The organism is Pseudomonas sp. 102515, assembly GCF_031085165.1.
Taxonomy (GTDB): domain Bacteria; phylum Pseudomonadota; class Gammaproteobacteria; order Pseudomonadales; family Pseudomonadaceae; genus Chryseomonas.
Genome location: NZ_JAVHTY010000001.1, coordinates 399,067 through 418,022 on the forward strand (window position 1 = coordinate 399,067; position 18,956 = coordinate 418,022).

Consider the following 18,956-nt stretch of genomic DNA (forward strand, 5'->3'; position numbering starts at 1 on the left):
GCAAAAATTGTAGGCTTAGACGCTGCGAAGCCCTCTGGCATGCACCTCAGGCGGACGCATCCAGATCCAGCTGCGCCTCGGGCACGGGCTGCCAGTTGAACGTCCGCGCTATTACCCGCCGGTATTCGGTGTCTATGGCCACTGGCGTCCGCCGGATATAGTCCCGCGCATGCGCCTGCCGCTCGTGGTCGAGTTTGCGCAGGTAGTCGAGTGCCTGTTCCGCCGTAGGCATGCGCTGATTGAGGCCGCCGCTGCGCGGCGGCAAGGCGGTCCAGACCACGGCGGAGACACCCTGTTCTGCCGCCCAGGCGGCGATTCGCCGCTGGAACGGCGAGTGCGGCCCCGTCGGCCAGCTGCCGATGCATTCGGGCTGTTCCCTTGGCACCCCCTCGCGCTCGCGCAAGGCTTCGCGCGCCTCTTCCAGGGTGTCGACCGCCAGATAGACCCAGAGCACCTGGACCTCGGGCACGCCTTCGCAGATGACCGTGGCCAGCTCGCCGCTGTCACCCTCCCGGGCGAATTCGATGGGCAACCAGGGTCCATCGGCGAACCAGTCCGAGGCGACCGGCAACTCCGCCGCCTTCCAGATCAGCGAACCCCAACCCAGACAGGCGATCTTCATGGCCACTCCCGCGCATCGATGATAGCCATTGGAGGCTAGCGAAGCGATGGGGTTTCCCGGCGGCAAGACTTGGCGACAAAATACAGGACGAAAAAAGCGGCCTCGAGGGCCGCTTCTTTCGTCACCCGCGAGACAGAGCTCGCGGGTGGTATGTGGCGCAGCGGACGGGACTCGAACCCGCGACCCCCGGCGTGACAGGCCGGTATTCTAACCGACTGAACTACCGCTGCGCATGGAAGCCTCGCGGCATCCGGCTGGCACTTACCGAGAACCTGTTCAGCGGGGTTCTCTGCACCAGCGGCCGCTAAGATACTGATTTATCAGGGAAGAAACAACAGGGCAGAGAAAATATTTCTCGCCATACAGGGGCCGCGGCGCAGGCCAGGGCGGCGCTCAGACAGCCGTACCTGCGGCCTGGCGTCTGAGCAGGCCGAGAAAGCCCTCCAGCGCCGCGCTGGGTACCTGGCCGGTGCGCAGCAGGATCCCGAAGGGCGTCAGGGGTTCGGTGATCTCCAGGTCGAGCGAGACCACCAGCCCGGTGCGCAGGTGATCGCGCACCACCGCCTCGGTCAGCACCAGGATGGCGTCGGTGATCTGCACCAGCTGCAGCATGGCGAACACCGAGCCACATTCGATGACGTCCGCCGGGGGCGGCAGCCGACGTCGGGCGAAGGCCGCCTCCAGTGCCACCCGGGCCGGGCTGGCTTCGGGCTGCAGGATCCAGGGCCAGTCCGCCACCAGCTCGGCCAGATCGGGTGGCGCGCGATCGGTCAGGGGATGCCCGGTGCGTACCACCACCGCCAGATGCTCGTTGCCCAGCGGCTCGAAGGTGAAGCGACCGAGATCGGCCGGCTGGGTGAAACGGGCAATGGCCACATCGATCCGCTCCTGTTCCAGCAGTTCGGTGAGCTGGTCGCTGGTATCACCCAGGATGCGCAACTGCAGGCCGGGTTGGCGCGCCTTGCTCTCGGCGATGGCCTGCACCACTAGATCGGGCAAGGCACCCATGATGGCCCCCACCGCCAGATGCCCATAACCGCCAGAGCGGCGCGCATCCAGGTCTTCGGCGCAGCGATCCAGGCCATTGAGCGCACGGCGGGCGAATTCGATGATCTCCACGCCCAGCGCCGTGGGTGTCAGGCCCCGCGCCTGACGCTCGAACAGCATGCAGCCAAAGGCTTCCTCCACGTCCTGCAGCATCCGCGTGGTGGCCGGCTGCGACATGTGCAGGGCTTCCGCGGCGCGGTGCAGATTGCGGGTCCCGGCCAGGGTCACCAGCATCAGCAGATGCTTGTAGCGCAGCCGACCGAACAGCGCGCGGGCATGGGGGGAAGCGTTCATCGGCGGCAATCCTGGTGGCGCGAGCGGAGGCGTCCAACGGGGCTCGACGGCTCTGGCCAAGCTGCTGACACGTACCGATACCTTAAGGGTATCGGTCCTAAACAAAAAGCGATTATCCAGGCATTGCAACTGCGACTACCTTGAGCCGTGGCCGAATCACAACAACAAGAGAGATCGCCATGCACACCCTCCTGTCACCGGGGCTGGTCGCCAAGGTCACCCGGCGCCTGCTGCCCTTCCTGCTGCTCATGTACGTCATGGCCTTTCTCGACCGGGCCAACGTGGGTTTCGCCAAGGTTGCCTTCCAGGCCGATACCGGCATCTCCGACGCGGCCTTCGCCTTTGGCGCCGGGGTCTTCTTCGTCGGCTACGCCTTTCTCGAGATTCCCAGCAACCTGATCATGCACCGCGTCGGCGCCCGACTGTGGATGTGCCGGATCATGGTCAGCTGGGGCCTGATCTCCGCCGCCATGATGTTCGCCCACACGGCGACGGCCTTCTATGTGCTGCGCTTCCTGCTCGGGGTGGCCGAAGCCGGCTTCTTCCCTGGCGTCATCCTCTATCTCACCTACTGGTTCCCCTCGCGCCACCGCGCCCGGGCGCTGGGCTTCTTCTACTTCGGCGCGCCCCTGGCCTTCATCTTCGGCAGTCCGCTGTCGGGCCTGCTGCTGGAATTCGACGGCTTCGGCGGTCTGCACGGCTGGCAGTGGATGTTCCTGGTCGAAGGGGTGCTGGCCAGCCTGGTGGGTGTCTGGGCCTGGTTCTACCTGGACAACCGGCCACGCGATGCCCGCTGGCTGAGCGACGCGGAAAAGCACGCGCTGCAACAGGCGCTGGACGCCGAGGATGCCGCCAAGCCGCACCCTGGGGGGCTGCTGCGCCTGCTCGGTCAGCCGCGTATCCTCCTGCTGTGCAGCATCTACCTGCTGATCCAGGCCAGCGTCTATGGCGTGGTCTTCTACCTGCCGACCCAGGTGGCCGGGCTGCTCGGGCAGAAGGTCGGGCTGCTGGTCGGCCTGGTCTCGGCGATCCCCTGGGTGTGCGCCCTGCTCGCCGCCTGGTTGATCCCCAGCTGGTCGGATCGCACCGGCGAACGCCGCCGCACCGCGGCCGCCACCCTGGCCGTTTCCGGCCTGGGCATCGCCGCCTCGGTGACCTTCTCGCCGCCCTATGCGTTGCTCGCCCTGTGCTTTGCCGCCGCCGGCTTCATCGCCGTGCAGCCGCTGTTCTGGACCTTTCCGTCCGACCAGTTGCGCGGCAGCGCCGCCGCGGGCGGCATCGCCCTGATCAACACCTGCGGCGCCATCGGCGGTTTCATCGCGCCCCTCGCCAAGCGCTGGGCGGAGGTGACCTTCGCCCACCCCGGCGCCGGCCTCTACCTGCTCGCCGGCACCACCCTGGTGGCCGCCGCCCTGATCCTCGGCCTACGCCGCCGCGACCAGGCCGATCCCCAACCCCAGCTCACGCCCAGTCATTAAGGGAGCTTCGCCATGACCCTACCCACCATCAAGCAGGTGCGCGCCTACACTCTTCGCGGCGGTGGCGCCGACTATCACGACCAGGGCGACGGCCACTGGATCGACGACCACATCGCCACGCCCATGGCCAAGTACCCGGAATACCGCCAGAGCCGCCGCAGCTTCGGCATCAATGTGCTGGGCACCCTGGTGGTGGAAGTCGAGGCCAGCGACGGCACCGTGGGCTTCGCCGTCACCACCGGCGGCGAGCTGGGTGCCTTCATCGTCGAGCGGCACCTGGCGCGCTTCCTGGAGGGCGCCAGGGTCACCGACCTGGAAAAGATCTGGGACCAGATGTACCTCTCCACCCTCTATTACGGGCGCAAGGGCATCGTGCTCAACACCATCTCGGGGGTGGATCTCGCGCTCTGGGACCTGCTCGGCAAGCTGCGCCAGGAACCGGTGCACCAGTTGCTCGGCGGCGCCGTGCGTGACGAATTGCAGTTCTACGCCACCGGCGCCCGGCCGGACCTGGCCAAGGAGATGGGCTTCATTGGCGGCAAGCTGCCGCTGCAACACGGCCCGGCCGAGGGCGAGGAAGGCCTGCGCAAGAATCTCGAGGCCTTGGCGACCATGCGCGAGCGGGTCGGCGACGACTTCTGGCTGATGCTCGACTGCTGGATGAGCCTGGACCTGAACTACGCCACCCGCCTGGCCCAGGGCGCCCAGCAGTACGGCCTCAAGTGGATCGAGGAGGCGCTGCCGCCGGATGACTACTGGGGCTATGCCGAACTCAGGCGCAACGTGCCGAAGGGCATGCTGGTCACCACCGGCGAGCACGAGGCCACCCGCTGGGGCTTCCGCCTGCTGCTGGAGATGGGCTGCTGCGACATCCTGCAACCCGACGTGGGCTGGTGCGGTGGCCTGACCGAGCTGGTCCGCATCTCGGCACTGGCCGATGCCCACAACGCCCTGGTGGTGCCCCACGGCTCCTCGGTCTACAGCTACCACTTCGTCATCACCCGCACCAACAGTCCCTTCGCCGAGTTCCTGATGATGGCGCCCAAGGCCGATGAAGTAGTGCCCATGTTCCATCCGCAACTGCTCGACGAACCCGTCCCGGTGCGGGGCCGCATGCGCGCCTCGGCGCTGGATCGGCCTGGCTTCGGCGTGCGCCTCAATCCGGAGTGCGCCCTGGAACGTCCCTATCGCCACTGAGGCGTTGCCCGGGAGGGCTGAATGAAAGCGACCCAAGAAACCCTGGCGACGCCGCTGGCGGACGCACGCCCCGCCGCAACGCCGCTGCCACCCAAGAGTGCCCGCCTCAAGCGGGTGCAGGTGGTCGCCCTGGCGCTGCTGGTACTGGCTGGCTTCGTCAACTACCTCGACCGCAGCACCCTGGCCATCGCCAACCAGACCATCAGCGGCGAGCTGGGCTTCACGCCGACCGAGATGGGCCTGCTGCTGTCGGCCTTCGCCTGGGCCTATGCCTTCGCCCAGCTGCCCATCGGCGGCCTGCTGGATCGCTTCGGCGCGCGCCTGACGCTGGGCCTGGGCATCTGCCTCTGGTCGCTCGCCCAGGGCGTGCTCGGGCTGCTCAGCAGCCTGCACCTGATGATCCTCGCCCGGATCGGCCTGGGCATCGGCGAGGCGCCGCAATTCCCGGCCGGCGCCAAGGTGGTCAGCGAGTGGTTCAACGTGCGCGAGCGCGGCCTGCCCTCCGGGATCTTCAACCTGTCGTCATCGCTCGGACCGGCGATCTCCCAGCCGATCCTCACCGCCCTGCTGCTGTGGCTGGGCTGGCGGCAGATGTTCATCGCCATGGGGGTACTCGGCGTCGCCGTGGCGGCGCTCTGGTACCTGAGCTACCGCGACCGCGTACAGGTGGCACTGGACGCGGCGGAGCGGGCGCACCTGGACGCCGGCCTGCCGCCCCAGGACGCCGGTCTGCGGCTGACCTTCGCCGACTGGCTGGGGTTGTTCCGCCGCCGCCTGACCTGGGGCGTGGTGATCGGCTACGTGGGCATCATCTACATGCTGTCGCTGTTCCTGACCTGGCTGCCGGCCTACCTGGAACGGGTGCATCACCTGTCCCTGGCCCAGGCCGGCTGGGTCGCCAGCCTGCCGTTCCTGGCCGGCGCCTGTGGCGTGATCGGTGGCGGCCTGCTGGTGGATCGCCTGACCCGCAGCGGCCGCAGCCTGGCCTTCAGCCGCAAGCTGCCAATCTGTGGCGGTCTGGCCGCCGCCGGGCTATTCGCCCTGTGCAGCGCCGGGGTGACCGGTATCGGCAGCGTCATCCTCTGCTTCAGCCTGGCGCTGTTCAGCCTCAACGTGGCGGTGGCCGGCACCTGGTCGCTGGTCAGCGTCGCGGTGCCTTCGCACCAGGTGGCGTCCCTGGCCAGCATCCAGAACTTCGGTGGCTACTTCGGCGGCGCCTTCGCCCCGGTCATCACCGGCATGATCGTCCAGCAGACCGGCTCCTTCGGCCTCGCCCTCGGCATCGCCGCCGCGGTCGCGGTGGCTGGCGCCCTGAGCTATGGGCTGCTGGTGCGCCTGCCTGACACCCCTTCCTGACTCCCCTGGAGACGACCGTCATGGATCTGCCTCGCAATCCCTTCAAGGCCCGCCTCATGGACAGCGATACCCTCTACGGCCTCTGGGCCGGGTTCGCCACCGGCTATGCCGCCGAGATCGCCGCCACCACTGGCTACGACTGGCTGCTGATCGACGGCGAGCACGCGCCCAACACGGTGCCGAGCATCCTCGCCCAGTTGCAGGCAGTGGCGCCCTACTCCACGGCGCCGGTGGTGCGCTGCGTCACCGGTGATGCGGTGCTGATCAAGCAGTTGCTCGACATCGGCGTGCAGACGCTGATGGTGCCCATGGTGGAGACCGCCGACCAGGCCCGTGCCCTGGTGCGGGCCATGCGCTATCCACCCCATGGCATCCGCGGCGTCGGCGGCGGCCTGGCGCGGGCCACCCGCTGGGACGCGGTGCCCGACTATCTGCACACCGCCCACAGCGAGCTCTGCCTGATCGTCCAGGTGGAGTCCCGCCTGGGCAGCGACAACGTCGCCGAGATCGCCGCGGTGGAGGGCGTGGACGCCGTCTTCGTCGGCCCGGCCGACCTCTCCAGCGGCCTCGGCCATGCCGGCAATCCGGGCCACCCCGAGGTGCAGGCGCGTATCCGCGCCGCCATCGATGCCACCCGCGCGGCCGGCAAGGTGGCCGGGATCCTGGCGCCCAAGGAAGACGATGCCCGGCGCTATCGCGACTGGGGTTGCCAGTTCGTCGCCGTCGGCATCGACATCAGCCTGTTCCGCCAGGCGGCGCTGGCCAACCTGGCCCGCTATCGCCCCCTCGAAGCGCCCCAGGCGCCCTCTCGCACCTACTGACCCGGAGTCCGCCATGGCCGATCTGCCCCTCTACCAGAACTACATCGACGGCCGCTTCCTGGCGGCCGCCGAGGACTTTCTCGTCCATAACCCGGCCACCGGCGAGGCCCTGGCCAGGGTACCGGCGTCCAGTCGCGAGGACGTCGACCAGGCCATCGCCGCCGCCCGGCGTGCCCAGAAGCCCTGGGCACGCAAACCGGCCATCGAGCGTGCCGGCTATCTCAGACGCATTGCCGCCAAGCTGCGCGAGCAGGCGCCGTGGCTGGCCCAGACCCTGGTCGCCGAACAGGGCAAGATCCACGGCCTGGCCGAGGTGGAAGTCAATTTCACCGCCGACTACCTCGACTACATGGCCGAGTGGGCACGACGCATCGAAGGCGAGATCATCACCAGCGACCGGCCCGACGAGCAGATCTTTCTGCTGCGCAAGCCACTGGGGGTGGTGGCCGGCATCCTGCCCTGGAACTTCCCCTTCTTCCTGATCGCCCGCAAGCTGGCACCGGCGCTGATCACCGGCAACACCATCGTGATCAAGCCCAGCGAGGAAACCCCGATCAATGCCCATGAATTCGCCCGCCTGGTGGCCGAGACCGACCTGCCGCCCGGGGTGTTCAACCTGGTCAGCGGCGCCGGCACCGTGGGGGGCCAGCTCAGCGGCCATGCCGGCATCGACATGGTCAGCTTTACCGGCAGCGTCGGCACCGGCTCGCGGATCATGGCCGCTGCCGCACCGAATCTGACCAAGCTCAACCTGGAGCTGGGCGGCAAGGCGCCGGCCATCGTCCTGGCCGATGCCGATCTGGACCTGGCGGTCCGGGCGATCCGTGACTCGCGCATCATCAACACCGGCCAGGTGTGCAACTGCGCCGAGCGCGTCTATGTGGAACGCGCGGTGGCCGAGGACTTCATCGAGCGCATCGGCCGTGCCATGGCCGCCACCCGCTATGGCGACCCCCAGGCCGACATCGGCGTGGAGATGGGACCTCTGATCAACGCCGCCGGCCTGGACAAGGTGGCGGCCAAGGTCGACGTCGCCCTCGGCCAGGGCGCCCGCCTGGTCACCGGTGGCAGCCGCGCCGACCTGGGTCGCGGCTTCCACTTCCAGCCCACGGTGCTGGCGGACTGTCGTGCGGACATGCCGATCATGCGCGAAGAGATCTTCGGCCCGGTGCTGCCGATCCAGGTGGTGGACGATCTCGATGAGGCCATCGCGCTGGCCAACGACTGCGAATACGGCCTCACCTCCTCCGTCTATACCCGCAGCCTGAGCAAGGCCATGCACGCCATGCGCGAGATCGACTTCGGCGAGACCTACATCAACCGGGAAAACTTCGAGGCCATGCAGGGCTACCACGCCGGGGTGCGCAAGTCCGGCATCGGCGGCGCCGATGGCAAGCACGGCCTCTATGAGTACACCCATACCCAGGTGGTCTATCTGCAGGGCTGAGTGTCGCGGCCTGGTCCCCTACCGGGCCGCTTCGCCCGAATGTTCGCGGGCGAACGTGGGTCGAAACAGGCGCAACCCAAGACCAGGCACGGGCCCAGGGCCCCAGGGAGACCAGATGCAGAACTACCACATCGTACCCACCGACACCGGCTGGGAATTCAAGGAAGAGCACGGCGATCGCGCCCTGCTCAAGGCCTCGACCAAGGACGCCATCGTCCACCAGGCGGCGCAGTTCATGGACGGCAAGACCGGCAGCGTCAAGATTCACACCGCTGATGGCCGCATCGAGGAAGAGCGCACCTATCCACGCAGTGCGGATCCGGCGCAGTCCAAGGGCTGACTCCGAGCGGGTGCTTCCGCTACCCCGCCGCCGACACCAGGAACTGCCGAAACGCCTGGGCCCCGGGGCTCAGGCGGTCTTCGGGACTCCAGATCAGGCCCAGCTCCATGGGCGGGATGGCATCGGCCACCGGGCGGGCTTCCAGCTTGCGGCCTTCCAGCGACCAGCCGCGATAGAGCATGTCGGAGAGGATGGTCACGCCGAAGCCGTGGGCGACCAGGCCACGCAGGGATTCCATGGACGAGGTCTTGAACACCACGTTGGGTTCCAGGCCGGCCGCGCGCCAGTAGCGCAGGGTCGAGGTCTCGCCTTCGTCCACCGTGGCGAGGATGTAGGGATAGGGGGCGATGTCGGCCAGGGTCACGCGCTCCGGCGCCAGCAGCGGATGGGCGCTGGGCAGCCAGAGCTGGCGCGGCGAGCGCATCAGCAGGTGGCGCTCGAAAGGCTGGGTGGCGTCGACGTTGGAGATGACGGTGAGGCCCAGCTCCAGGGTGCCGTCGGTGATGCCGGCCTCGATGCTGGGCCGGTCCATGTCACGAAGGTCGATGTCGATCTGCGGATAGCTGCGCTTGAAGCGCGCCAGCAGGGTCGGCAGGTAGTAGCCGAGCACCGCATAGGAGGCGCCGACACGCGCCTGGCCGGTCAGCGCATGGCTCTGGAACAGCGGCTGGCTGACGGCGTCCTGCAGGGTATCGAGGATGTGCCGGGCATGGTGATAGAACTGGTGCCCCTCGGCCGTGAGCTTGACGCCGTGGGGCAGGCGCTCGAACAGCCGCACGGCGAGCAGCGCCTCCAGCTGGCTGACCGCCGTGGTGACCGCCGACTGGCTGACGTTGACCGCGCTGGCGGCCAGGGAAAACTGGCTGTTCTCGGCGGCGGCGACGAAGTAGCGCAGCTGCCGCATGGAAATGTCCTTGAGCAATGCCATCTGATTTTCCAATACCTGGATTCTATTTTTATCGTTTCACGATAGCGCATTTCCTCTCCTAGACTCAGAGGCACAGGCGCGCCGCCTTCCTCTCGTGGTCGCCATGACAAGAACAATGAACAGGAGGACGGACCATGTGCGCCCTGGCGCCCGCGTTCCGCACCCGCGCTCCATGCGCACCCTTGCCCTGCCTTCGGCCGCCCTGCCCGAGGGTTTTCCAGCGTCCGCCTGCGCGCCAGGCCCGCCCCTGGCCTTCAGCGCTGCCCCGCCCTGTTTCTTTCAGCTCTGCGCCGTACCGGGTGGTTGCCCCGTGCGCACCCGATCGGCTGACCGCTCTCACCCGACAATCCCAACAACAGGTGACCTTATGAGCTACCCGAGTCTCAACTTCGCCCTGGGCGAGACACTCGACCTGCTGCGCGATCAGGTGCGCACCCTGGTCGCCCGCGAGGTAGCGCCTCGCGCGGGCGAGATCGATGCCAGCAACAGCTTTCCCATGGACCTGTGGCGCACCTTTGGCGACCTCGGACTGCTCGGCATCACCGTGGGCGAGGAATACGGCGGCTCCGGACTCGGCTACCTGGCCCATGCGGTGGCCATGGAAGAGATCAGCCGCGGCTCGGCCTCGGTGGCCCTGTCCTATGGCGCCCATTCCAATCTCTGCGTCAACCAGATCCACCGCAACGGCAGCGCCGCGCAGAAGGCCCGCTACCTGCCCAAACTGGTCAGCGGCGAGCACATTGGCGCCCTGGCGATGAGCGAACCCAATGCCGGCTCGGACGTGGTCTCCATGAAGCTGCGCGCCGAACGCCGCGGCGATCGCTTCGTGCTCAATGGCAGCAAGACCTGGATCACCAACGGTCCCGATGCCCACACCTATGTCATCTATGCCAAGACCGAACCGGAAAAGGCTGCCCATGGCATCACCGCCTTCATCGTCGAGCGGGACTGGACCGGCTTCAGCCGCGGCAGCAAGTTCGACAAGCTGGGCATGCGCGGCTCCAACACCTGCGAGCTGTTCTTCGACGATGTGGAGGTGCCGGAGGAAAACGTGCTGGGCCAGGTCAATGGCGGGGTCAAGGTGCTGATGAGCGGGCTGGACTACGAGCGGGTGGTCCTCGCCGGCGGCCCGGTGGGCATCATGCAGGCCTGCCTGGACGTGGTCCTGCCCTATGTCCACGACCGCAAGCAATTCGGCCAGAGCATCGGCGAATTCCAGCTGATCCAGGGCAAGGTGGCCGATCTCTACACCGGCCTCGCCGCCAGTCGCGCCTATCTCTATGCGGTGGCCCAGGCCTGCGACCGTGGCGAGACCACCCGCAAGGACGCCGCCGGGGTGATCCTCTACACCGCCGAGAAGGCCACCCAGATGGCCCTGGAAGCCATCCAGATCCTCGGGGGCAATGGCTATATCAACGAATACCCCACCGGCCGCCTGCTGCGCGACGCCAAGCTCTACGAGATCGGCGCCGGCACCAGCGAGATCCGCCGCATGCTGATCGGCCGCGAGCTGTTCAACGAAACCCGGTGAGGACGCCTTCATGACCGTGCTGACCTCCACGCTGAACCGGCGCACCCCGGACTACCAGCGCAACGCCGCCGCCATGGCCGCGCAACTGGCCCGGCTCGACCAGCTGCTGGCGCGCATCCGCGAAGGCGGCGGGGCCAAGGCCCAGGCGCGCCATACCGCCCGCGGCAAGCTGCTGCCCCGCGAGCGCATCGATCTATTGCTGGACCCGGGCTCGCCTTTCCTGGAGATCGGCGCCCTGGCCGCCCTCGACGTCTACGAGGAAGAGGTACCCGCCGCCGGGGTGGTGGCCGGCATCGGCCGCATCGAGGGGGTCGAGTGCATGATCATCGCCAACGACGCCACGGTAAAGGGCGGCTCCTACTATCCGCTCACGGTGAAGAAGCACCTGCGCGCCCAGGCCATCGCCCTGCAGAATCGCCTGCCCTGCCTCTATCTGGTGGATTCCGGCGGCGCCAACCTGCCACGCCAGGAGGACGTCTTCCCCGACCGCGAGCACTTCGGGCGGATCTTCTTCAACCAGGCGACCATGAGCGCCCAGGGCATCCCGCAAATCGCCGTGGTGATGGGCTCCTGCACCGCCGGTGGCGCCTATGTGCCGGCCATGAGCGACGAGACCATCATGGTGCGCCAGCAGGCCACCATCTTTCTCGCCGGCCCGCCGCTGGTGAAGGCGGCCACCGGCGAGGTGGTCAGCGCCGAGGAACTGGGCGGCGCCGACGTTCATTGCCGTACCTCCGGCGTGGCCGACCACTACGCCGAAAACGATGCGCATGCCCTGGCCCTGGCCCGGCGCTGCATCGCCAACCTCAATTGGCGCAAGCTGGGCGAATTGCAGCTGAAGACGCCCCTCGCACCGCTGTACCCGGCCGAGGAGTTGCACGGCCTGGTCCCGGCCGATCCCAAGCAGCCGCTGGAGGTGCGCGAGGTGATCGCGCGGCTGGTGGACGGCAGCGTCTTCGATGAATTCAAGGCGCAATTCGGTACCACCCTGGTCTGCGGCTTCGCCCATCTGCACGGCCATCCGCTGGCCATCCTCGGCAACAACGGCATCCTCTTCGCCGAATCGGCGCAGAAAGGCGCGCACTTCATCGAGCTGGCCTGCCAGAGACGTATTCCGCTGCTGTTCCTGCAGAACATCACCGGCTTCATGGTCGGCAAGAAATACGAGGAAGGCGGCATCGCCAAGCACGGCGCCAAGCTGGTCACCGCGGTGGCCTGCGCCAGGGTGCCCAAGTTCACCGTGATCATCGGTGGCAGCTTTGGCGCCGGCAACTACGGCATGTGCGGTCGCGCCTACGATCCACGCTTCCTGTGGATGTGGCCCAACGCGCGCATCGGCGTGATGGGCGCCGAGCAGGCGGCCGGGGTGCTGGTGCAGGTCAAGCGCGAACAGGCCGAGCGTGCCGGCGAAGCCTTCGACGACGAAGAGGCGGCGCGGATCAAGGGCCCCATCGTCGAGCAGTACGAACGCCAGGCCCATGCCCATTATTCCAGCGCGCGGCTGTGGGACGACGGGGTGGTCGACCCGGCCCAGACCCGCGAGGTCCTCGCCCTGGCCCTGTCGGCCAGCCTCAACGCCCCTCTCGAGCCGACGACCTTCGGCGTCTTCCGGATGTAGGCCATGACTGACTTCCACACCCTGGAACTGATCCGTGATCCGCGCGGCTTCGCCACGCTCTGGCTCAACCGTCCGGATCGCCACAATGCCCTGGATGCGCAGCTGATCGCGGAGCTGGGGACCGTGCTCGCCGAGATCGCCTCTGACCAAGCCCTGCGCTTTCTGCTCCTGCGCGGTCGCGGGCGGCACTTCTGCGCCGGCGCCGACCTCGCCTGGATGCAGGCCTCGGCCAACCTGGAAGCCGCCGCCAACCGCGCCGACACCGAGCGCCTGGCCGAGGTGATGTATCGCCTGCAGGCCTTGCCGATGCCCACCCTGGCCGTGGTGCAGGGCGCGGCCTTTGGCGGCGCGGTGGGCCTGGTCAGCTGCTGCGACCTGGCCCTGGCCGCCAGTGACGCCACCTTCTGTCTGTCGGAGGTGCGCATCGGCCTGGTGCCCGCCGTCATCGGCCCCTTCGTGATCCGCGCCCTGGGCGAGCGCGTGGCGCGCCGCTACATGCTAGGCGCCGAGCGCTTTTCCGGCGAACACGCCGCCGAACTGGGCCTGGTGGCCGAGACCGCCGCGGCCACCGAACTGGAGTCCCTGGTCGAGGCCTGGATCGCCCGGCTGCTGGACAACGGCCCCCAGGCGTTGCGTGCCTGCAAGCGGCTGCTGGACGGCGCTGGCGAGGGCGCACCCCGCGCCGAGGTGCGCCCGTTCACCGAGGGCCTGATCGCCGCCATCCGGGTCACCCCCGAAGCCCAGGAAGGCCTTGCCGCCTTCCTGGAAAAGCGCCGCCCCGCCTGGCAGGAGACCTCGCCATGAGCTTCGCCCGTCTGCTCGTCGCCAACCGCGGCGAGATCGCCTGCCGGGTGATGCGTACTGCCAAGGCCCTGGGCCTGGGTACCGTCGCCGTGCACAGCGCCATCGATGCCGGCGCCCGCCACGTGCGCCAGGCCGACCAGGCGGTGGACCTGGGCGGGACCAAGCCGGCCGACAGCTATCTGCTGGGCGAGCGCATCATCGCCGCCGCCCTGGCCACCGGCGCCCAGGCGATCCATCCGGGCTATGGCTTCCTGTCCGAGAACGCCGCCTTCGCCGAGGCGGTGGCCGCGGCGGGGCTGGTCTTCGTCGGTCCTCCGGCCGCGGCGATCCGCGCCATGGGCAGCAAGTCCGCGGCCAAGGCGCTGATGATCGACGCCGGGGTACCCCTGGTGCCGGGTTATCACGGCGAGGACCAGTCCCTGGCCACCTTTCGCGACGCCGCGGCGCGCATCGGCTATCCGGTACTGCTCAAGGCCACCGCCGGCGGCGGTGGCAAGGGCATGAAGATCGTCGAGCGCGAAGCCGAGCTGGCCGAGGGCCTCGCCTCGGCCCAGCGCGAGGCGCTCTCGGCCTTTGGCGATGCGCGAATGCTGGTGGAGAAATACGTGCTGCAACCGCGCCACGTGGAGATCCAGGTCTTCGCCGACGGCCACGGCCACTGCCTCTATCTCAACGAACGCGACTGCTCCATCCAGCGCCGCCACCAGAAGGTGATCGAGGAAGCCCCCGCGCCGGGTCTTACGCCCGAGTTGCGCCGGGCCATGGGCGAGGCGGCGGTGCAGGCGGCCCAGGCCATCGGCTACGTCGGCGCCGGTACCGTGGAATTCCTGCTCGACGCCCGCGGCGAATTCTTCTTCATGGAGATGAATACCCGGTTGCAGGTGGAGCACCCGGTCACCGAGGCCATCACCGGCCTGGACCTGGTGGCCTGGCAGCTGCGCGTGGCCGCTGGCGAACCCCTGCCCCTCACCCAGGCCCAGGTGCCCTTGCACGGCCATGCCATCGAGGTACGGCTCTATGCCGAGGACACCGACCAGGGCTTCCTGCCGGCCTCGGGCACCCTGCAGCTCTACCGCGAGCCCGCGGCCGGTCCGGGGCGGCGAGTGGACAGCGGCGTGGAGGAAGGCGACGAGGTGTCGCCCTTCTACGACCCCCTGCTGGCCAAGCTGATCGCCTGGGGCGACAGCCGCGAACAGGCGCGCAAGCGATTGCTGGCCATGCTCGAAGACACCGCGGTGGGCGGCTTCGCCACCAACCTCGCCTTCCTGCAGCGCCTGCTCGCCCATCCGGCCTTTGCCGCGGCGGAGCTGGACACCGGCTTCATCGAACGTCATCAGGCGGCCTTGCTGCCCGCACCCGCAGAGCTGCCGGAGGCCTTCTGGACCCTGGCGGGCCAGGCCTGGCTGGCGACGCTGCCGGCCGCTGCCGATCCCACGTCACCCTGGGCGTCCCGCCAGGGCTGGCGCCTGGGCGGCCCGCCGCGCATCGCGTTGCGGCTGGCCGGTCGTGGCGAGGTCCGCAACCTTACCCTGGCCGATTCCACGGCGGTCGAGCTGAGCGGTGATCGACTCCACTGGCAAGCGGACGGCGTCCGCCAGAGCGCTCGCCTCCATCGCCGTGGGCAGACGCTGTTCCTCGAATGGCAGGACCGCTTCGAAGCCGTCACCTGGGCCGATCCGCTGGCCGAGGTCGCGCGCCAGGCCGATGCGGGCGGACTCACGGCACCGATGAACGCGAGCGTGGTGGCGGTCTCGGTGGCCGTCGGCGACGCCGTGCAAGCCGGGGCCCCGCTGGTGGTGCTGGAGGCGATGAAGATGGAACACAGCATCCGCGCGCCCCGTGCCGGCGTGGTGGCGGCGCTGTTCTGCAGTCCTGGCGAGCTGGTGGCCGAGGGCGCGCCGCTGGTGGAACTGGAGGAGTCGCCGTCATGAGCGATGCCTTGCCGACTCAGGTGCGGCTGGTCGAGGTCGGGCCCCGCGATGGCCTGCAGAACGAGCCCCAGGCGCTGGGCATAGCCGAGCGTATCCAGTTGTGCACGGCGCTGGTCGGCAGCGGCGTGCAGCATCTGGAGGTGGGCAGCTTCGTCTCGCCCCGCTGGGTGCCGCAGATGGCCGGGACCGCCGAGGTGCTGGCAGGGCTCGGCCGGCCGGTGGGCGTGGTCCGTTCGGTACTGGTGCCCAATATGCAGGGCTTCGAAGCCGCCCTGGCGGCGGGGGTGGAGGAGATCGCCGTCTTCGCCGCCGCTTCGGAGGGCTTTTCCCAGCGCAACATCAACTGCTCCATCGCCGCGAGCCTGGCGCGCTTCGTGCCCGTGGTCGAGGGTGCGCGGGCGGCGGGCATCCGGGTGCGCGGCTATGTGTCCTGCGTGCTGGGCTGCCCCGACGACGGGGAGGTCGCTCCCGACCAGGTGGCCAGCGTAACCCGCGAGCTGCTGGAGCTGGGCTGCGCCGAGGTCTCCCTGGGCGACACGATTGGCGTCGGCACCCCGGGCCGGACCCGGGCGCTCTGGCAGCGGCTAGGCCGGGAGGTGCCCCTCAGCCGACTGGCCGGGCATTTCCACGACACCTATGGCCAGGCCCTGGCCAACGTCTATGCCAGCCTGCTCGAAGGGGTGAGCGTGTTCGACAGCTCGGTCGCCGGCCTCGGCGGCTGTCCCTATGCGCGGGGCGCCAGCGGCAATGTCGCCAGCGAGGACCTGGTCTATCTGCTGGACGGCCTGGGCATAGCGACCGGAATCGACCTCGCCAGACTGGTCGAGGCCGGACAGGACGTCTCTGCCCTGCTGGGTCGACCCAATCAGTCGCGGGTCGGCCGCGCCCGGGCGGCGCGGGCGGTCGACTAGCAACGGCTCTGCCGGGCGCCCATGGCAACCGCCGGGGCTTGCTCCCATAATGGCGGCTTCTCTCATCCAAGGACCTGTTTTGGCCAGGAAGTCCCGACGCGAACTCGCCCAGCTCGACGGCACCACCGAGCTGCCTCTCACCGTGCGCGAGGTCGCCCTCGCCGCCGGGGTGTCGCCCATTACCGTGTCCCGGGCGCTGCATCGGCCGAGCCTGGTGAGCGCCGCCACCCGCGAGCACGTCCTGGCCGTGGTCAAGGAGCTGGGCTACGTGCCCAACCTGCTGGCGGGCAGCCTGGCCTCCAGCAAGAGTCGGCTGGTGGCCATCCTCCTGCCCACCATCGCCAATTCCATCTATGCCACGGTGGTGCAGGCGATCATGGATCGCCTCACCGAGGCAGGCTACCAGGCGCTGATCGGTCCCACCGGCTATTCGCCGGAAAAGGAGGAGGAACTGCTGGAAGCCATCCTCGGCCGCCGTCCCGATGGCATCGTCCTCACCGGCACCCTGCACACCCCGGCCAGTCGCGCGCGGCTGGCAGCGCTGAACATCCCCGTGGTGGAAGCCTGGGACCTGAGCGCCGAAGCCCTGGACATGCAGGTGGGCTTTTCCCACGAGCAGGTCGGCGTGGCCCTGGCGGACCACTTCGTCGCCCGCGGCTATCGCCGCTTCGGGGTGATCTCGGTGGACGATCCCCGCGCCATGCGCCGCAACCTGGCCCTGCAGGCCCGTCTGGCCAACATTGGCATCGGCGAACTACCCATGGAAGTGCTGCCGCTGCCGGCCACCTGGGAAGTCGGCCGGATCGGCCTGGCGCGCCTGCTGGAACGTCCCGCGCCGCCGGACCTGGTGCTGTGCAGCTCCGACACCTTGGCACTGGGTGTGGTGGCCGAGGCCAGCAGCCGGGGCCTGCGCATCCCCGAGCAGCTGGCAGTGGTCGGCTTCGGCGACACCACCAACGGCCGCTTCGCCACCCCGGCGCTGTCCACGGTCAGCGTCAATGCCGATGCCATGGGCCAGCGGGTCGCCCAGGCGCTGCTCGACCGTCTCGCGGGCGATCACACCGCGGTGAGTCTCGACACCGGTTTCGCCCTGATCGAGCGCCAGAGCTCCTAGCGGATTTTTTGCACGCGGGCACAGATTTAACGGTTGAATGATAGCGTTATCTGTTTAATGATAACGCTATCGTTGTCAGACGACTTACAACATAAGCCCGCTACACGATGTCCGCCCGCACACAAAAACAAACCAGTGGGAGCTCTCCATGCACGAAACCAAGCAGACGCGCGTCCGCTATCTGATCCTGTTCATGCTGTTCGTCGTGACCACGATCAACTATGCCGACCGCGCCACCATTTCCATCGCCGGCTCCGCCCTGCAAAAAGACCTCGGCATCAGTGCCGTCTCCCTCGGCTTCATCTTCTCCGCCTTCGGTTGGGCCTATGTGCTCGGCCAGATCCCCGGCGGCTGGCTGCTCGATCGCTTCGGTTCGAAGAAGGTCTATGCGGCGAGCATCTTCACCTGGTCGGTGTTCACCATGCTGCAAGGCTACATCGGTGAATTCGGCATCGGCACCGCGGTATTCCTGCTGTTCGCCCTGAGATTCATGGTCGGCCTGGCCGAGGCGCCCTCCTTCCCCGGCAACGCCCGCATCGTCGCCGCCTGGTTCCCCACCAAGGAGCGCGGCACCGCCTCGGCGATCTTCAACTCGGCGCAGTACTTCGCCACCGTGCTGTTCGCGCCACTGATGGGCTGGATCGTCTACCACTTCGGCTGGCAGCACGTCTTCGTGGTGATGGGTGCCCTGGGCATCGCCTTCTCGGCGGTCTGGCTGGCGGTGATCTACAGCCCCCGCGAACATCCCCGCGCCAATGCCGCCGAGATCGACTACATCGCCAGCAACGGCGGCCTGGTCGACCTGGACACCCCCGGCAAGAAAAGCGAAGGTCCGAAGTGGAGCTACATCGGCCAGCTGCTGACCAATCGCATGATGGCCGGCATCTACCTGGGCCAGTTCTGCATCAACGCCCTCACCTACTTCTTCCTCACCTGGTTCCCCGTCTACCTGGTACAGGAACGCGGCATGACCATCCTCAAGGCCGGCATCATCGCCTCCCTGCCGGCCATCTGCGGCTTCATCGGCGGCGTGCTGGGCGGGGTGATCTCCGACTGGCTGCTGCGCCGTGGCAGCAGCCTGAGCGTGGCGCGCAAGACCCCCATCGTCGCCGGCATGCTGCTGTCGATGAGCATGATCCTCTGCAACTACGTCGACGCCGATTGGATGGTGGTGGGCTTCATGGCCATGGCCTTCTTCGGCAAGGGCATCGGCGCCCTGGGCTGGGCGGTGGTCTCCGACACCTCGCCCAAGCAGATCGCCGGCCTCTCCGGTGGCCTGTTCAACACCATCGGCAACCTGTCCTCCATCACCACCCCGATCATCATCGGCTACATCATCGCCGCCACCGGTTCCTTCAAGATGGCCCTGGTGTTCGTCGGTGCCAACGCCCTGGTGGCCGCCATCAGTTACCTGTTCGTCGTCGGTGAGATCAAGCGCGTCGAGTTGCGGGGCGTGCCCACGCCGCCCGCCGAAGCCCCGCTCGCCGCCGAAACCTCTCGCTGATCGACAAGGAGCC

General features: G+C 68.2%; 16 protein-coding genes and 1 tRNA gene. 13 read left to right on the plus strand and 4 right to left on the minus strand.

Going from position 1 to position 18,956, the window contains the following annotated elements; translation table 11 throughout:
* Positions 1 to 46: 46 nt before the first annotated feature.
* The 3 genes from RCF34_RS01820 to RCF34_RS01830 all read right to left on the minus strand — a co-directional run bounded on the left by RCF34_RS01820 (position 47) and on the right by RCF34_RS01830 (position 1,963).
* Positions 47 to 622: a hypothetical protein gene (locus RCF34_RS01820; RefSeq protein ID WP_308706625.1), complete on the minus strand. Its 576-nt coding sequence runs from the start codon at positions 620 to 622 to the stop codon at positions 47 to 49.
* A gap of 153 nt (positions 623 to 775) precedes the next feature.
* Positions 776 to 852 (minus strand) — tRNA-Asp (locus tag RCF34_RS01825).
* A 163-nt stretch (positions 853 to 1,015) separates the two neighbouring features.
* Positions 1,016 to 1,963, minus strand: a complete 948-nt coding sequence (locus tag RCF34_RS01830) for a LysR family transcriptional regulator (protein WP_308706626.1) — start codon at positions 1,961 to 1,963, stop codon at positions 1,016 to 1,018.
* A 179-nt stretch (positions 1,964 to 2,142) separates the two neighbouring features.
* Here RCF34_RS01830 and RCF34_RS01835 point away from each other — a divergent pair, with 179 nt between their 5' ends.
* The 6 genes from RCF34_RS01835 to RCF34_RS01860 all read left to right on the plus strand — a co-directional run bounded on the left by RCF34_RS01835 (position 2,143) and on the right by RCF34_RS01860 (position 8,602).
* Positions 2,143 to 3,441, plus strand: a complete 1,299-nt coding sequence (locus RCF34_RS01835; protein WP_308706627.1) for an MFS transporter — start codon at positions 2,143 to 2,145, stop codon at positions 3,439 to 3,441.
* Between the two features lie 12 nt (positions 3,442 to 3,453).
* Complete coding sequence (gene rhmD, locus RCF34_RS01840; RefSeq protein WP_308706628.1) at positions 3,454 to 4,638, plus strand: L-rhamnonate dehydratase; 1,185 nt, start codon at positions 3,454 to 3,456, stop codon at positions 4,636 to 4,638.
* 21 nt (positions 4,639 to 4,659) lie between these two features.
* On the plus strand, positions 4,660 to 5,994 hold the full coding sequence (locus tag RCF34_RS01845; RefSeq protein WP_308706629.1) for an MFS transporter: 1,335 nt from the start codon (positions 4,660 to 4,662) through the stop codon (positions 5,992 to 5,994).
* Positions 5,995 to 6,014: 20 nt separating this feature from the next.
* Positions 6,015 to 6,815, plus strand: a complete 801-nt coding sequence (locus RCF34_RS01850) for an HpcH/HpaI aldolase/citrate lyase family protein (protein ID WP_308706630.1) — start codon at positions 6,015 to 6,017, stop codon at positions 6,813 to 6,815.
* 13 nt (positions 6,816 to 6,828) lie between these two features.
* On the plus strand, positions 6,829 to 8,262 hold the full coding sequence (aldA, locus tag RCF34_RS01855; RefSeq protein WP_308706631.1) for an aldehyde dehydrogenase: 1,434 nt from the start codon (positions 6,829 to 6,831) through the stop codon (positions 8,260 to 8,262).
* Positions 8,263 to 8,377: 115 nt separating this feature from the next.
* Entirely contained in the window at positions 8,378 to 8,602 is a 225-nt protein-coding gene (locus RCF34_RS01860; protein WP_308706632.1) for a DUF2188 domain-containing protein, read from the plus strand.
* A gap of 19 nt (positions 8,603 to 8,621) precedes the next feature.
* Here the strand turns inward: RCF34_RS01860 and RCF34_RS01865 are convergent, their stop codons facing one another.
* On the minus strand, positions 8,622 to 9,530 hold the full coding sequence (locus tag RCF34_RS01865) for a LysR family transcriptional regulator (protein ID WP_308706633.1): 909 nt from the start codon (positions 9,528 to 9,530) through the stop codon (positions 8,622 to 8,624).
* A 367-nt stretch (positions 9,531 to 9,897) separates the two neighbouring features.
* Between RCF34_RS01865 and RCF34_RS01870 the strand changes: the two genes are divergently transcribed.
* The 7 genes from RCF34_RS01870 (at position 9,898) to RCF34_RS01900 (ending at position 18,943) form a co-directional block, all read left to right on the plus strand.
* Complete coding sequence (locus RCF34_RS01870; RefSeq protein WP_308706634.1) at positions 9,898 to 11,061, plus strand: isovaleryl-CoA dehydrogenase; 1,164 nt, start codon at positions 9,898 to 9,900, stop codon at positions 11,059 to 11,061.
* A gap of 10 nt (positions 11,062 to 11,071) precedes the next feature.
* A complete protein-coding gene (locus RCF34_RS01875; protein ID WP_308706635.1) occupies positions 11,072 to 12,679 on the plus strand; it encodes a carboxyl transferase domain-containing protein in 1,608 nt (535 codons plus the stop codon).
* Between the two features lie 3 nt (positions 12,680 to 12,682).
* Positions 12,683 to 13,483 carry an enoyl-CoA hydratase-related protein gene (locus RCF34_RS01880; protein WP_308706636.1) on the plus strand — a complete coding sequence of 267 codons (801 nt, stop codon included), beginning with the start codon at positions 12,683 to 12,685 and terminating at the stop codon, positions 13,481 to 13,483.
* The gene (locus RCF34_RS01885) at positions 13,480 to 15,414 is read left to right on the plus strand and encodes an acetyl/propionyl/methylcrotonyl-CoA carboxylase subunit alpha (protein ID WP_308706637.1); all 1,935 of its coding nucleotides are present in this window, start codon (positions 13,480 to 13,482) and stop codon (positions 15,412 to 15,414) included. The genes RCF34_RS01880 and RCF34_RS01885 overlap by 4 nt, the downstream gene beginning before the upstream one ends.
* Positions 15,411 to 16,325: a hydroxymethylglutaryl-CoA lyase gene (locus RCF34_RS01890; RefSeq protein WP_308706638.1), complete on the plus strand. Its 915-nt coding sequence runs from the start codon at positions 15,411 to 15,413 to the stop codon at positions 16,323 to 16,325. Before RCF34_RS01885 ends, RCF34_RS01890 begins: the two co-directional genes overlap by 4 nt.
* Positions 16,326 to 16,404: 79 nt before the next feature.
* Positions 16,405 to 17,439, plus strand: a complete 1,035-nt coding sequence (locus RCF34_RS01895) for a LacI family DNA-binding transcriptional regulator (RefSeq protein ID WP_308706639.1) — start codon at positions 16,405 to 16,407, stop codon at positions 17,437 to 17,439.
* A 148-nt stretch (positions 17,440 to 17,587) separates the two neighbouring features.
* Positions 17,588 to 18,943, plus strand: a complete 1,356-nt coding sequence (locus tag RCF34_RS01900) for an MFS transporter (RefSeq protein ID WP_308706640.1) — start codon at positions 17,588 to 17,590, stop codon at positions 18,941 to 18,943.
* Positions 18,944 to 18,956 lie beyond the last annotated feature (13 nt).